This is a genomic window from Stenotrophomonas maltophilia (assembly GCF_003970865.1).
In the GTDB taxonomy this organism is placed as follows: domain Bacteria; phylum Pseudomonadota; class Gammaproteobacteria; order Xanthomonadales; family Xanthomonadaceae; genus Stenotrophomonas; species Stenotrophomonas maltophilia_AR.
Map to the genome: position 1 here is coordinate 53,115 of NZ_RXLZ01000021.1, position 14,421 is coordinate 67,535.

14 protein-coding genes are annotated in these 14,421 nt (G+C 66.9%); 8 read left to right on the forward strand and 6 right to left on the reverse strand.

Going from position 1 to position 14,421, the window contains the following annotated elements; genetic code table 11:
* Positions 1–5: 5 nt before the first annotated feature.
* Both EKL94_RS09115 and EKL94_RS09120 read left to right on the forward strand, forming a co-directional pair.
* A complete protein-coding gene (locus EKL94_RS09115; RefSeq protein ID WP_126928837.1) occupies positions 6–764 on the forward strand; it encodes a L,D-transpeptidase family protein in 759 nt (252 codons plus the stop codon).
* The gene (locus EKL94_RS09120; RefSeq protein WP_126928847.1) at positions 761–2,056 is read left to right on the forward strand and encodes an APC family permease; all 1,296 of its coding nucleotides are present in this window, start codon (positions 761–763) and stop codon (positions 2,054–2,056) included. The genes EKL94_RS09115 and EKL94_RS09120 overlap by 4 nt, the downstream gene beginning before the upstream one ends.
* A 33-nt stretch (positions 2,057–2,089) precedes the next feature.
* Here EKL94_RS09120 and yiaA read toward each other — a convergent pair whose 3' ends face one another.
* Entirely contained in the window at positions 2,090–2,542 is a 453-nt protein-coding gene (gene yiaA, locus EKL94_RS09125; RefSeq protein WP_126928838.1) for an inner membrane protein YiaA, read from the reverse strand.
* A gap of 168 nt (positions 2,543–2,710) precedes the next feature.
* On the opposite strand from yiaA, the gene EKL94_RS09130 reads away from it, so the two are divergent.
* Positions 2,711–3,877: a PQQ-dependent sugar dehydrogenase gene (locus EKL94_RS09130; protein ID WP_126928839.1), complete on the forward strand. Its 1,167-nt coding sequence runs from the start codon at positions 2,711–2,713 to the stop codon at positions 3,875–3,877.
* A 70-nt stretch (positions 3,878–3,947) separates the two neighbouring features.
* Here EKL94_RS09130 and EKL94_RS09135 read toward each other — a convergent pair whose 3' ends face one another.
* From EKL94_RS09135 to folB, 4 genes are all read right to left on the reverse strand, one after another.
* Entirely contained in the window at positions 3,948–4,490 is a 543-nt protein-coding gene (locus EKL94_RS09135; RefSeq protein WP_126928840.1) for a hypothetical protein, read from the reverse strand.
* 131 nt (positions 4,491–4,621) lie between these two features.
* Entirely contained in the window at positions 4,622–6,796 is a 2,175-nt protein-coding gene (locus tag EKL94_RS09140) for a glycoside hydrolase family 3 N-terminal domain-containing protein (RefSeq protein ID WP_126928841.1), read from the reverse strand.
* A 128-nt stretch (positions 6,797–6,924) separates the two neighbouring features.
* Positions 6,925–8,196, reverse strand: coding sequence for a mechanosensitive ion channel family protein (locus EKL94_RS09145; RefSeq protein WP_126928842.1), 1,272 nt, complete (start codon positions 8,194–8,196; stop codon positions 6,925–6,927).
* A 62-nt stretch (positions 8,197–8,258) separates the two neighbouring features.
* Entirely contained in the window at positions 8,259–8,612 is a 354-nt protein-coding gene (folB, locus tag EKL94_RS09150; protein WP_099551627.1) for a dihydroneopterin aldolase, read from the reverse strand.
* A gap of 359 nt (positions 8,613–8,971) precedes the next feature.
* Between folB and EKL94_RS09155 the strand changes: the two genes are divergently transcribed.
* Complete coding sequence (locus EKL94_RS09155; protein ID WP_126928843.1) at positions 8,972–9,637, forward strand: hypothetical protein; 666 nt, start codon at positions 8,972–8,974, stop codon at positions 9,635–9,637.
* Positions 9,638–9,779: 142 nt separating this feature from the next.
* On the opposite strand, the gene tsaD is transcribed toward EKL94_RS09155, so the two are convergent.
* The gene (gene tsaD / locus EKL94_RS09160) at positions 9,780–10,805 is read right to left on the reverse strand and encodes a tRNA (adenosine(37)-N6)-threonylcarbamoyltransferase complex transferase subunit TsaD (RefSeq protein WP_126928844.1); all 1,026 of its coding nucleotides are present in this window, start codon (positions 10,803–10,805) and stop codon (positions 9,780–9,782) included.
* Between the two features lie 166 nt (positions 10,806–10,971).
* On the opposite strand from tsaD, the gene rpsU reads away from it, so the two are divergent.
* From rpsU to dnaG, 4 genes are all read left to right on the forward strand, one after another.
* Positions 10,972–11,187 (forward strand): 30S ribosomal protein S21, encoded by a 216-nt coding sequence (rpsU, locus tag EKL94_RS09165; protein WP_002808376.1) that lies wholly within the window; start codon positions 10,972–10,974, stop codon positions 11,185–11,187.
* 133 nt (positions 11,188–11,320) lie between these two features.
* A complete protein-coding gene (locus tag EKL94_RS09170; protein WP_049435052.1) occupies positions 11,321–11,764 on the forward strand; it encodes a GatB/YqeY domain-containing protein in 444 nt (147 codons plus the stop codon).
* A gap of 104 nt (positions 11,765–11,868) precedes the next feature.
* Positions 11,869–12,813, forward strand: a complete 945-nt coding sequence (locus EKL94_RS09175) for a YihY/virulence factor BrkB family protein (RefSeq protein WP_126928845.1) — start codon at positions 11,869–11,871, stop codon at positions 12,811–12,813.
* A 60-nt stretch (positions 12,814–12,873) separates the two neighbouring features.
* On the forward strand, positions 12,874–14,421 hold a 1,548-nt coding region (gene dnaG, locus EKL94_RS09180), incomplete at its 3' end, for a DNA primase (protein WP_126928846.1).

A 14,421-nucleotide genomic window follows, 5' to 3' on the forward strand; every position in this document is an offset into this window, starting at 1 on the left:
TGTTGATGAGATCGCTGGTCCGCCTCGCTACTGCCGTGCTGCTTTCTGCGGCGATGTCCGCCCACGCCGCGCCACTGGATGGCGCGCGCCAGCTGATCGTGGTCACCAGCGAAAGCTGGGACAGCACCCAGGGACAGCTGCAGGCCTACGTGCGCGAAGGCAAGGGCTGGCGCACGCACGGGCAGGCCTTCCCGGTCGCGCTCGGCCGTACCGGCAGCGCCTGGGGCCTGGGCCTGCATCCGGCGCAGGCCGACGGCCCGCAGAAGCAGGAAGGCGATGGCCGCAGCCCGGCAGGCGTGTTCGCGCTCGGCAGTGCGTTCGGCTATGCCGTCACCCGCCCCGGCACCGCGATGCCCTACCAGCCGATGCTGGACAGCAGCTACTGCATGGACGTGCCCGGTTCGCCGTTCTACAACCGCATCGTCGACGCGAAGAAGGTCGGCAGTGCGGCGGTCAAAGGCTCCACCGAGCCGATGCGGCTGGACCTGCACGACAAGGGCGACGTGCGCTACCAGGAGGGCTTCGTGATCGCCCACAACCCGGACAACCAACCCGGCAAGGGCAGCTGCATCTTCGCCCATCTGTGGCGCCAGCCGGGTGAGGCCACCGCCGGCTGCACGGCCATGCCGCAGGCGCGCATGCAGGCATTGCTGGACTGGCTGCGGCCGCAGGATACGCCGCGCTTCGTGCTGCTGCCGCGCGCCGAGTACAAGCGGCTGCAGGCGCAATGGCAGCTGCCCGCACTGCGCGGAGACGCCCGTTGAGCGCGCAGGACGAACCGCAGCTGCAGCGCGCGGTCAGCCGCTGGCAGATCGTCGGGCTGTCGATCAACGATGTGATCGGCAGTGGCATCTACCTGCTGCCGGCCGCCACCGTCGCCCTGCTTGGCCCCTTCAGCCTGTGGGGCGTGGTCGCCGCCGGTATCGTCGTTGCCCTGCTGGTGCTGTGCTACGCGCAGGCCGCCAGCTACTTCGATGAGCCCGGTGGCAGCTACCTGTATGCACGCGAGGCCTTCGGTCGCTTCGCCGGGTTCGAGATCGGCTGGATGATCTGGCTGACCCGTATCAGTTCGGCGGCCGCACTCAGCAACGCGCTGGCGGATGCCGTCGCGCGCTTCTGGCAGTGGGCCGGCGCCGGCATGGGGCGCATCGCGGTGATCGTGGTGTCGCTGGGCTTCCTCACCGGCGTCAACATCATCGGCGTGCGCTCGGCCGCGCGTACCGGCGTGGTGCTGGTGATCGGCAAGATGCTGCCGCTGCTGCTGTTCGTGGCCATCGGTGCGTTCTACATCGACCCGCAGCTGGCCTTCTCCGGCCAGCGCCCGGACCCGCATGACCTGCAGCGCATGGGCGAAGCCGCCTTGCTGCTGCTGTACGCCTACGCCGGCTTCGAGAACATCCCGGCCGCCGCCGGTGAGTACCGCAATCCGCGCCGCGACATTCCGTTCGCCCTGATCACCATGATCATCACCGTCACCGTCATCTACGGCGCGGTGCAGGTGGTGGCGCAGGGCACGCTGGCCGGTCTGTCCAGCTCGGCCACGCCGCTGGCCGATGCCGCCGCCGGCTTCGGTGGCGAGGCACTGGCACTGATCCTGACCGTGGGCGCGACCATCTCCATCCTCGGCACCAACAGCAACACGATGATGATGGGCCCACGCTTCCTGTTCGCGCTGGCGCGCGATGGCTACGGGCCGAAGATCCTGGCGCAGGTGCATCCGCGCTTCCATACCCCGGCCGCGTCGATCCTGTGCCAGGGTCTGATCGCGCTGGGCCTGGCCCTGTCCGGTTCGTTCGTGCAGCTGGCGCTGCTGTCGATGACCACGCGCCTGTTCGCCTACATCGGTACTGCCGCGGCAGTCCTGGTGCTGGCCAAGCGCTATGCCGATCGCCCTGGTGCGTTGAAGCTGCCGGGCGGCCCACTGATTCCAGTGCTGGCGCTGCTGCTGTGCGTGGCCCTGTTCGCCAGTGCCAGCTGGCAGAACATTGCCGCTGCACTGGTCGCGTTCGCCATCGGCGCGGTGATCTACAAGCTGCCGCGCAAACCTGAACTGTAGAGCCGAGCATGACTCGGCTCTACACCGGATCGATCACTCCTGTTCCGGCAGCGGCGGCACGGCCGTGCTGCGCTTGCTATCACCGCCACCGGCGGCGATCAGGTCGCGGGTGTTCTTCTGCACCGCCACCGCACCGAACAGCGACAACGCATAGGCCATGCCGTAGAAGCCCTTCTCGCTCGGCGCCAGCGTGGCATTCCACAGGCCGACCAGCAGCAGCATCAGCGCCGACAGCAGCGCGAACCAGCACAACGCGTAGTAGAGGCCGCTTACTGGAATGCTCTCGACGCGGTCACGCACGCTCTTCTGCAGCGACACCGCCGCGAACAGGCCAAACAGCAGCAGGGTCAGGTAGTAGCCCTTCTCGTTGAGCGCCATCGTGGCGTTGAACAGGCCGATCAGATAGGCCGCCGCACCCAGCAGCAGGGCCACCCACGAGGCGGCGATGAAGGCAGTGGACGGCTTGTGGGGCATGGCTGTGCTCATTGCAGATCCTTGGCAGGCAGGCGGGCACGCTTTGCCCGGGCGTGCCCACCCTAGACGATCCCGCTGCCGCCGCACAGGGGGCGCGGGACCTTCGGGCCACGACGGTCACCGTGCAAGTGGTATACAAGGGACAGCCCGGCCATCCGCATCCCCGCCCTGGAGATACCCATGACCCGCACACCCCTGCTGCTCGCCCTCGGCCTGGTGCCGATCCTCGCCACCTCCGCCTGCAATGCCGCCGACCCGGCCGCCAACGGCGCCCAAGCCACGGCCACGGCATCCACCACCGCCGATCAACGCCCGTTCACCGCCACCGAAGTCAGCCGCTTCGACCAGCCCTGGGCGATGACCTTCCTGCCCGACGGCAGCCTGCTGGTCACCGAAAAGCGCGGCAAGCTGCAGCACCTGGACCTGGCCAGCGGCCAGAAACACGAGATCGCCGGCGTTCCCAAGGTCGCCTATGGTGGCCAGGGCGGTTTCGGTGACGTGATCCTGCACCCGCAGTTCGCGAGCAACCACGTGATCTATCTCAGCTACGCCGAGGAAGGCACGCTGGACACCCGCGGTGCTGCCGTGGCCCGTGCCACGCTGGCGCTGGATGCCAACGGTGCCGGCCAGTTGAAGGACCTGAAGGTGATCTGGCGGCAGAGCCCCAAGGTCAGCGGCGAGGGCCACTACGGGCATCGCCTCGCCTTCGGCCCCGACGGCAAGCTGTGGATCAGCTCCAGCGAGCGCCAGAAGTTCGATCCGGCCCAGGACATGGGCGGCAACCTCGGCAAGATCATCCGCCTCAACGACGATGGCAGCCTGCCCGCCGACAACCCGTTCGCCTCGCAGGGCGGCGTTGCCGCGCAGGTGTGGTCGCTGGGCCACCGCAACATCCTGGGCATGGCCTTCGATGCCAACGGCAAGCTGTGGGCACACGAGATGGGGCCGGCCGGCGGCGACGAACTGAACCTGATCGTGCGCGGCGCCAACTACGGCTACCCGATCGTTTCCAATGGTGACCATTACGACGGCCGACCGATTCCCGACCACGACACGCGCCCGGAACTCGCCGCGCCGAAGGTGACCTGGACGCCGGTGATCTCACCGGCCAGCTTCGTGATCTACAGCGGCAACCTGTTCCCGCAGTGGAAGGGCAGCGGCTTCATCGGCGGCCTGTCCTCCACCTCGCTGGTGCGCGTGGCCTTCGACGGTGACAGCGCGCGCGAAGCCGAGCGCTTCAACATGGGCGAACGCATCCGCGAAGTGGAACAGGGCCCCGATGGCGCACTGTGGCTGCTGGAAGATGGCAGCAAGGCGCGCCTGCTGAAACTGACACCGAAGACCTGATGCCCCGGTAGTGCCGGCCGCTGGCCGGCACGTTTGCCCGCAACGGCCCCGCACGCGGGGCCGTCTGCGTTCATTGGATGGTGATGACCTTCACCTCGGTCTTCGTGCAGGCCTGGTCCAGGCACTGTCCGTTCAACCACACCTGGCCATCGCCGATCATCACACCCTGCTGGTTGACGAAGACCTTGCCGAAGTCCTGTTCGGACACCGCCTTGACCACTGCCGGGGTGATGATCTTCTCGTAGCTGCGCTGGAACTCACCGGGGCCGGTGATCTTCTTTCCGCCGCTGATGTTCAACGGGAAGCGCACTTCCTCGACCACCGCAGCGCGATCTCCGCCGACCACGGCGGTCTTGAACGCGTTGAAGACCTTTTCGTACTGAGCAGCATCACCCAGCACGCTCTCGATGCGCGCACGCGCGTCTTCCGTGGCCGCATCCGCCGGTGCGGTTGCGGCAGGTTCGGCTGCCGGCGTTGCCGGTTCAGCCGCAGGCGTCGCTGCAGCGCCGGCCTCCATCGGCGGCGGAGCATCCACCGCCGGCGCGGCCGGCGGCGCCGGCTGCGAACAGGCCGCCAGCAGCAGGGCGGGAATCAACACAGCGATCGTACGCATGCGCGGGCATCCATCGGTTCAAGAACACCGATGGTAGCGCCGCCACAGTGAGGACAACAAAAAAGGGGACGGAGGGGATTAAGTCGTTTGTGCCACTAACGACTTAATCCCCTCCGTCCCCTTTTCTTCGATCAGGCCTTCAGCAGCTCGAACTGCATGGCTTCACCTGCCGCCGAAGAGGCGCAGACCCACAGGTCGAAGTGGCCCGGCTCGGCACGCAGTACGCCGTCGCGGCCGGTGAAGGCCAGCTGTTCACGGCTGAGGGTGAACACCACTTCGGTCGACTCGCCCGGCTGCAATGCCACCTTGCGGAAGTCCTTCAGTTCGCGCACCGGACGCACGCGGCTGGCCACGCGGTCGTGGATGTACAGCTGCACCACTTCCTCGCCGGCCACATCACCGCTGTTGGTCAGCGTGGTGGTGATGGTCAGGGTGTCGTCCCAGCCGAGCTTCGCCGCACTCAACTGCGGCACGCCGTAGGCGAAGCTGGTGTAGCCGATGCCGTGGCCGAACGGGTACAGCGGCTCATTCGGGATCTCGCGCCAACGGGCCTTGAACTCCGACATGGTCGGCAGTTCCGGGCGGCCGGTGCGCGGGTGGTTGTAGAAGTACGGCTGCTGGCCGGACACCTGCGGGAAGCTGACCGGCAGGCGGCCGGACGGGCTGTAGTCGCCGAACAGCACATCAGCCACCGCATGGCCCGTCTGCGTGCCCAGGTACCAGGTCACCGCCACGGCCTGTGCATTGCGCACCGCGCCCTGCAGCGCCAGCGCGCGGCCATTGCGCAGCAGCACCACCAGCGGCTTGCCGGTCATCGCCACGGCCTCGGCCAGCGCCTGCTGTGCCGGCGGCAGGGTGATTTCCACGCGCGACTGCGCCTCACCGCTGTAGCGCTGCGGTTCGCCCAACGCCAGCACCACCACGTCGGCGCGCAGCGCGGCAGCCACCGCCGCTTCGGTGCCACCGGGGATGGCCACTTCCAGTTCGCAGCCCGGCACGATTTCCAGCAGCGCTTCGTCGCCGATGGCGGCACGCACGCCGGTTTCCAGGTCGACATAACGCTGCTTGTCACCGAACAGCGTCCAGCAGCCTTCGATGTTCTCGCGGTCCTGCACGAACGGGCCGATCAGGGCGATCTTCTGCCCGGTCTTCTGCAGCGGCAGCACGTTGTCGCGGTTGTTCAGCAGCACGATCGAACGGCGCGCGGCATCGCGCGACAGTTCGTCATGCGCGGCAATGTGCGAGGTATCCGCTTCGCGCGCCGGGTCCAGCGAACGGTACGGATCGTCGAACAGGCCGATGGTTTCCTTCAGCCACAGGATGCGGCGCACGCCTTCATCCAGCACCGCCATCGGCACGTCGCCGCTCTCGACCAGGCCCGGCAGGTGCTCGGCGTAGAAGCCGCTCTGCATGCTCAGGTCCAGGCCGGCGGTGAACGCCTTGGCGGTGGCATCGCGGTCATCGGCGGCATAGCCGTGGGCGACCAGTTCCATGTCGGCGGTGTAATCGGAGATCACCACGCCCGGGAACTTCCATTCACCGCGCAGGATGTCGGTCAGCAGTTCGGCATTGGCACTGGCCGGCACGCCGTTGATGTCGTTGAACGAGGACATCACGGTGATCGCGCCGGCGTCGAAGGCGGCCTTGAACGGCGGCAGGTGCACGTCGCGCAGGGTCTGCGGCGAGATGTCCACCATGTTGTATTCCATGCCGGCCATCACCGCGCCATAGGCGGCGAAGTGCTTGGGCGTGGCCAGCAGCGAATCGGCGGCGCGCAGGTCGCTGCCCTGAAAGCCGCGCACGCGGGCGGCGGCGAACGCACAGCCCAGCACCACGTCCTCACCGGCACCTTCGGCGCCACGGCCCCAGCGCTGGTCGCGGGCGATGTCCACGGCCGGGGCATAGGTCCAGTGCAGGCCCGCGGCCGTGGCTTCGATGGCGGTGGCGCGCGCGGTGCGCTCGGCCAGATCCGGCTCGAAGCTGGCGGCCTCGCCCAGCGGGATCGGGAACACGGTGCGCATGCCGTGGATGACGTCGGCAGCCAGGATCACCGGGATGCCCAGGCGGCTCTCCTCGGTGGCGACCTGCTGGATGCGGCGGCCCAGTTCGGCGCCCACCCCGTTGAACAGGGACCCGACCTTGCCCTCGCGCACCTGCTGCAGCACCTGGTCGGCATTGCGCACGTTGGCTTCCGGATTCACGTCCGGGGCGAACGGGCGGACCATGTCCGCGAAGACACCCAGCTGGCCGACCTTTTCCTCGACGGTCATCTGGGCAATGAGGGATTCGATGCGATCGGAGGCCACCGGCAGTCCTTGATGAAAACGTTTACAAGCCCGGCATTCTAGCGATCCCGAGCCGTTTGGCGAGAGGTTTCTTCATTCAGTTTCAGCCACCAGCGGGGTCCGTATGGCCCCGCCGGGGGCATCGCAGCTTACTCCGAGCCGGCCAACTGGCGCTGCCCGGCCATCAACATGGCGTCGCTGGAGGCCTGGAACACGCGCAGGCCGAAGGCAGGCAGGATCGCCAGCAAGTGGTCGAAGATGTCCGACTGCACGGCCTCGTACTCGCCCCAAGCAGTGCTGCGGGTGAAGCAGTACAGCTCCAGCGGCAGGCCTTCAGTGGTCGGCTGCAGCTGACGTACCAGCAGGGTCATGTCGGTATGGATGCCCGGATGGCTGCGCAGGTAGCGCTCCACATAGGCCCGGAAGGTACCCAGGTTGGTCACGCGGCGGCTGTTGACCTCGGCCACGCCCTGCTCGCGCAGGCGCCCGTTCCACTGCCCCAGCTCCTGCTCCTTGGTCTGCAGGTAGTCGCGCAGCAGCGCAAATTCGCCGAGGAAAGCCAGATCGCCCTCATCCAGGAAACCGACACTGTGCTGGTCCAGGTACAGCGCGCGCTTGATGCGGCGGCCGCCAGCCTCCTGCATGCCGCGCCAGTTCTTGAATGACTCGGTCACCAGCTTCTTGGTCGGGATGGTGGTGATGGTCTTGTCGAAGTTCTGCACGGTGATGGTGTGCAGGGCGATGTCGATCACATCACCGTCGGCGTTCTGGCTGGGCATCTCGATCCAGTCACCGATGCGCACACGACCATCGCCACTGATCTGCACGCTGGCCACCAGCGACAGGATGGTGTCCTGGAAGATCAGCATCAGCACTGCCGTGGCTGCGCCGAGGCCGGTCACCAGCGGGCCCAGCGCTACGCCCAGCAGGGTGGCGACGATCGACAGGCCGGCGGCCACGAACACCACGATCTTGACCACCTGCAGGTAGCCCTTGATCGGCTTGTTGCGCGCATCGGGCTTGCGCTCGTACAGGCTGTTGGCCGCGTCCAGCGCATGCGAGAACGCCATCGACACCGTCAGTACAGCCCACACGATGCACAGCTTGATGATGACGTTGACCAGGCTGGGCGGCAGATCGGGGATGAGGGTGATGCCCGAGGCGATCACCTGGCTGGGCACCACGTTGGACAGGCGCGAGATGACCCGCATCAAATGGCTGCCACGGCCGGACTCGGCGCCCGGCAGGCGCTGCAGCAGGCGCCGCAGGCCACGCACCAGGATGCGTTTGGTCACCCAGTTGGCCAGGCCGGCTGCGATCAGCAGCGCCGAGATCATCAACGCCAGGTAGGCGCCAGGATAGGGTTCCAGTGTGTTCTGCAGCTTTTCCAGCCACTGTACCGCCACCACCGCGTCCACCATCAGTTGTCTCCTTCTTCCTTCATTGATGTTGAGGTTGCCGGCCAGCGGCCGGCACGACCGGGTCAGTCCCGCGTGCGTTCGATGATCACGCCCACCGCGCGCGCGCCGCGCACCGCGCCCGGCTTGCTCAGCTTCAGGCGCAGCCACTTCACGTCGAATTCGTCCAGCACGATCTGCGCGCAGCGCTCGGCCAGGGTTTCGACCAGGCCGAATTCCGATTCGCGCACGAACTGTTCCAGGCGCTTGCTCACCGCCTTGTAGTTCAGGGTGTGGGTGATGTCATCGGTAGCCGCAGGGCGACGGTTGTCGAAGCCCATTTCCAGATCGAACACCAGGTCCTGGCGGATCCGTCGTTCCCAATCGTAGATGCCGATCAGGGCGTCGATCGTCAGCCCTTCGATGAAAACCTTGTCCATTGCGCTTACCAGCCCGAATACAGGCGGCCATGGTAACGGCACGGCGGTGAGCCTGCCCGGAACGGGCGGTGGGTGGCCGGCAGGGACGCGGCTCCAGAAAAAACAAAGGGCCCCGCTAGCAGGGCCCTTTGGTACTACCGTTTGTCCCCGGGGGGAGCTGGAATCCAGCCGCGAGTCCCGGTGGCGCAGGCACGCAGATTAGGCAAGGACCAGATCGCCGGTCAAGGCCAGTTCCGACAGAGCGGGTCAGGTGTTCGTCCGAGGCAAAACGCAGAAAATCAGCCGCGCGGACAACGACGTTCCCTGATGGTGGTCGCCGCCCACTCTCGCGAACATCGATCCCTCCTTCACCACCGCACATGACGATGGCTCCATACGATGTACTGCGGCGCGCGTTGTCAGCGGAGCGTCTGTCTACTTACGAGAGAATCGCATCGACCTGCAGCTCCGACGTCACAGCCGAATCCCTGTACCTGTGGAACATGCGGATGTGCAGTGCACTGATGATGCCGGTCCATCTGTGCGAAATGGTCACCCGCAACGCCGCTGCAGCTGTGCTCGCCCGGCAGCATGGCCCACGTTGGCCCTGGAATGATGCCTTCCGACGCAGGCTGCCAACCTCATCCAGTACTTCTCCACGCACGGCACTGGAACAACTTGCCAGCCGCGTAACCGATACACCTGGGATCGTCGCCAACCTGCCAATGGTGTTCTGGCAACAGCTCTTTACATGTCGCTTCGACTCCACGCTGTGGATACCCGCACTCAGCAGGGTTCTGCAGCATGCTCCCTCTGCTCATCCCAGTGCCGTCAGGAAAGCCATCCATGCGGATATCGGACGCATCCGCCACCTGCGTAATCGCATCGCCCACCACGAACCCATCCTGGAACGCGACATCGGCGCCGACCTGGCCGCGATCGGGCGGCTGATCCATGCCCGCTGCCCGCATACGCTGGGCTGGCTGCAGCGCCATGAGCGGGCGACGACCGTGCTGGCGGCGTCGCCGTTGGTACGGCGTCCGTAATGCGTTCGCCGGGGGTGGCCCGGCGCTACGGAGGCCTGCCTGTAGAGTCGAGCTTGCTCGACTGCTCTGTGTCCGTCATTGCGCCCAGTCGAGCAAGCTCGACTCTACAAACGCCGATCGAGCGGTTCGCGCGACCGGGGGTTCACACCGCCGGCAGCGTCGCCATGTCCCAGCGCGGGGTCACATCCACCTTCGGCGGGCTGTGCTGGCCGGCCTGCAGGCGCAGCGCGCCGGCGAAGGCGATCATCGCGCCGTTGTCGGTGCACAGCGCCGGCCGCGGGAAGCAGGCACGGCCGCCGAGGCGCTCGGCCATCTGCTGCAGGCGGGCGCGCAGGCGCTTGTTGGCGCCAACGCCGCCGGCCACCACGATCACGTTGGTGCCCGCCGCTTCCAGCGCGCGCTCGCACTTGATCGACAGGGTCTCGACCACCGCATCTTCAAAGCCACGGGCGATATCGGCACGGGTCTGTTCGCTCTGGTCGCTGTCGCGCCAGGCCATCAGGACCTGGGTCTTCAGGCCGGAGAAGCTGAAATCCAGCCCCGGGCGGTCGGTCATCGGCCGCGCGAAGCGGTACGCGCCCGGCGTGCCCTGCTCGGCCAGCCTGGCCAGCTGCGGCCCGCCCGGATAGGGCAGGCCCATCATCTTGGCGGTCTTGTCGAAGGCCTCACCGGCCGCATCGTCCAGAGTCTCGCCCAGCAGGCGGTACTGCCCGATGGCGTCCACTGCCACCAGCTGAGTATGGCCACCGGACACCAGCAGCGCCACGAACGGCGCTTCCGGCGGGTCGTCTTCCATCAGCGGGGCCAGCAGGTGGCCTTCCATATGGTGTACGCCCACCGCCGGTACCTCCAGCGCCCAGGCCAGTGAGCGAGCCACGCCCGCGCCGACCAGCAGCGCGCCAACCAGGCCGGGGCCGGCCGTGTAGGCCACGCCGTCGATATCGCCCACGCCCAGGCCGGCTTCGGCCAGGGTCTGCCGCACCAGCGGCAGCAGTTTGCGGACGTGGTCGCGGCTGGCCAGTTCGGGCACCACACCACCGTATTCGGCGTGCAGGGCGATCTGGCTGTAGACCGCATGGGCGCGCAGGGCCGCGCTGCCGGCAAGGTCGGTGTCATACACCGCCACGCCGGTCTCATCACAGGAAGATTCGATGCCAAGGACTCGCATGCCTGCTATTATGACGCCCCTGCCGCCCCCTCGGGGGACGTGCAGGTCTCACTGCTTTCGAACCCCCGGCCCGTATTCAGGGTTGGCCGCTTGCAGTTTGTCTATTCGCCGCTATAATGTGCGGCTCGCCGGGCGTGACCCGGTTCTACTGTGTCCCGGAGATTCCATGCCCAGCGTCAAAGTCCGCGAGAACGAGCCCTTCGAGTTTGCTCTTCGCCGCTTCAAGCGCACTTGCGAAAAGGCCGGTGTGCTGGCCGAAACCCGCAAGCGCGAGTTCTACGAAAAGCCGACCCAGGAGCGCAAGCGCAAGGCCGCCGCTGCTGTGAAGCGTCAGCTGCGCCGCTCGTCGCGCGACGTCACCAAGCGTCAGCGCCTGTACTGATCGGACGCATCTTCATTGCGGCGGGCTTGCCTGTCGCGATGGAGCCGAAGCCGGCACGCGCGAGCGTCGCCGGCTTTTTGCGTTTCCGGGTTCGGGCATCCGCCCCGCCCCACCTACCACCACGAGGTTCCTCATGAGCATGAAGCAGCAGCTCACCGAAGACATGAAGGCCGCCATGAAGGCGGGCGAGAAGCACAAGCTGGGCGTGATCCGCCTGATCAACGCCGCCATCAAGCAGCGCGAAGTGGACGAGCGCATCGAGCTGGATGACACCGCCGTGATCGCCGTGCTCGACAAGATGGTCAAGCAGCGCAAGGACTCGGTCAGCCAGTTTGAAGCCGCCAACCGCGAAGACCTGGCCGAGATCGAGCGCGCCGAGATCGTGGTCATCGAAGCCTACTTGCCGGCGAAGATGGGCGAAGCCGAGATCGTGGCCGCCATCCAGGCCGCCATCGCCGAGACCGGTGCTTCCGGCCCGGCCGACATGGGCAAGCTGATGGGCGCACTGAAGCCCAAGCTCGCCGGCCAGGCCGACATGGGCCTGGTCTCCAAGCTGGTCAAGCAGCTGCTGGCGTAATTCAGCACTTGGGGTCGGATCCCTTTCGCATCGCGGAAGGGCTCTGACCCCATTGATGCACCCGCTTCACCGCACCTTCGACCCCCGGCTGTTACAACACCCTCATGGTCGAGCAACCGCACTCCCCCGCCGACACGCGTCCCCACGGCATCCCCGCACGGCTTCGCCACTACGCTGACCGCCTGCAGGACAGCTTTCCGATGGCCGTCGCCAAGCGCTTCGTCGAAATCGACGTGCTGACCCAAGCCGCCTCGGTCTCCTTCTACGCCCTGCTGTCGATGGCACCGCTGCTGGTGCTGCTGCTGTGGCTGACTGCCTCGCTGTACCCACCGGCGCAGCAGACGTTGATCAGCCAGATCGGTTCGGTGGCCGGCAGCAGCGTGGCCAGCGTCGCCGACACCGTGCTGCACAACGCCAACAGCCAACCCAGCGTCGGTTCATTGGCCGGGCTGTGGAGCACGCTGTTGCTGTTCGTCGGCGCCACCGCCGTGTTCGCCCAGCTGCAGAACGCGCTGAACCGGATCTTCCATACCAGCGGCCAGCGTCTGGAAGGCGTCAAGGCCTGGCTGCGCAAGCGCGTGTTCTCGTTCGGCGTGGTGCTGGCGCTGGGCTTCCTGCTGATCCTGTCGATGACTGCCACCACGGCCTTGCAGGTGGTGTTTGCACAGCTTCCCTCGGTACTGCCGGCGATCGGCTACCTGACCTCGCTGCTGCTGTACACGATGGCCTTTGCCTTCCTCTATCACTACCTGCCCGACCGCCGCGTGGCCTGGCGCCAGGCCTTCATCGGCGGTGCCATCACCTCGGTGCTGTTCACCCTGGGGCGCTATGGCATCGGCGTCTACATCGCCACCGTGGCGCCGGGCAGCGCCTACGGTTCGATGGGCGCGCTGGTGATCTCGCTGGTCTGGATCTACTACGCCACCGCCGTGTTCTTCGTCGGTGCGCTGATGACCGCGGTGATCGACGAGCGCCTGCATGCGCGGGCGCAGCTGGCCAGGGCCGGGGTCGATGCGGAACAGGCCAGCCCCGGCGTCGCCAGCGAGTAAACTAGGGGAACCTGCCGCCCCTGCTGCGCGCCCTGGCGGCCGCGCCCCGTTCTGTTGCCCATGGCCCGTATCCCCGACGCTTTCATCGACGATCTGCTCGCCCGCTCCGACATCGTCGAGGTGGTGGGCAGCCGCGTGCCGTTGAAGCGACAGGGCAAGGAATATGCAGCGCGCTGCCCGTTCCATGACGAGCGCTCGGCCTCGTTCACGGTCTCGCCCACCAAGCAGTTCTATCACTGCTTCGGTTGTGGCGCGCACGGCACCGCGATCAGCTTCCTGATGAACTACGACCGCCTCGAGTTCCTCGACGCGGTGGATGAACTGGCCAAGCGTGCCGGCATGGAAGTGCCGCGCAGCGAGAACCCGCGCAGCCCCCAGCAGCAGGACGACAGCCGCGAGCTGTATTCGGCACTTGAGGCGGCCACTAAGTTCTTCCAGAACAACCTGGAAGGCAGCGATAAGGCACGCAGCTATCTCGATGGGCGTGGCGTGGACGAAGAGAACCGCGCACGCTTCCAGATCGGTTACGCGCCGGATGGCTACAGCGGGCTGCGCGACGCGCTGGGCAAGGACGAGCGGCGCATGAAGCTGCTCGACCGCGCCGGCCTGTTCTCCAAGAACGATCGCGGCCACGTCTACGACAAGTTCCGCGACCGGGTGATGTTCCCGATCTTCGACCGTCGTGGCCGGGTGATCGCCTTCGGCGGCCGCGTGTTCGAGAAGGACGACGGCCCCAAGTACCTCAACTCGCCCGAGACCGCGCTGTTCCACAAGGGCCGCGAACTGTACGGCCTGTGGCAGGTGCGCCAGGCCAACCAGAAGATCGAGCGGCTGATCGTGGTCGAGGGCTACATGGACGTGGTCTCGCTGTTCCAGTTCGGGGTCACCCAGGCGGTGGCAACGCTGGGCACGGCCACCACGCCGGACCATGCCGAGCTGCTGTTCCGCAACGCGCCGGACGTGTTCTTCTGCTTCGACGGCGACGCCGCCGGCCGCCGCGCCGGCTGGAAGGCGCTGGAGTCGGTGCTGCCGCGCATGAAGGATGGCCGCCAGGCCTTCTTCCTGTTCCTGCCCGATGGCGAGGACCCGGATACCATCGTGCGCAAGGAAGGCGCCGAGGCTTTCAACGAACGCCTGAAGCAGGCCACGCCGCTGTCGCAGTTCTTCTTTGACGAGCTCACCCGCGAGATCAACATGGGCACGCTGGACGGCAAGGCGCGCCTGGCCGAGCGGGCCAAACCGATGCTGGCGCAGATTCCCGACGGTGCCTTCGGCGACCTGATGAAGCAGCAGCTGGCGCAGCTGACCGGCCTCGGCGGCAACGCCCAGGCTGCGCGCGCGCCGATGCCGCAACGCCAGCCGGCACGCACTATTCAACCGGTGGCCAAGCGCAGCCTGGTGCGCGGCGCGATCGCCGTGCTGCTGCAGCAGCCATCGCTGGCACTGACCCTGGGTGGCAAGCACCACTTCCAGGGCCTGCGCCTGCCCGGCGTGGAGCTGCTGCTGGAGCTGCTGGACCTGGTCGAGCAACGCCCGGACATCAGCACCGGCGCCCTGCTGGAGCACTTCGACGGACGTGAGGAACAGGCGTCACTGCACACGCTGGCC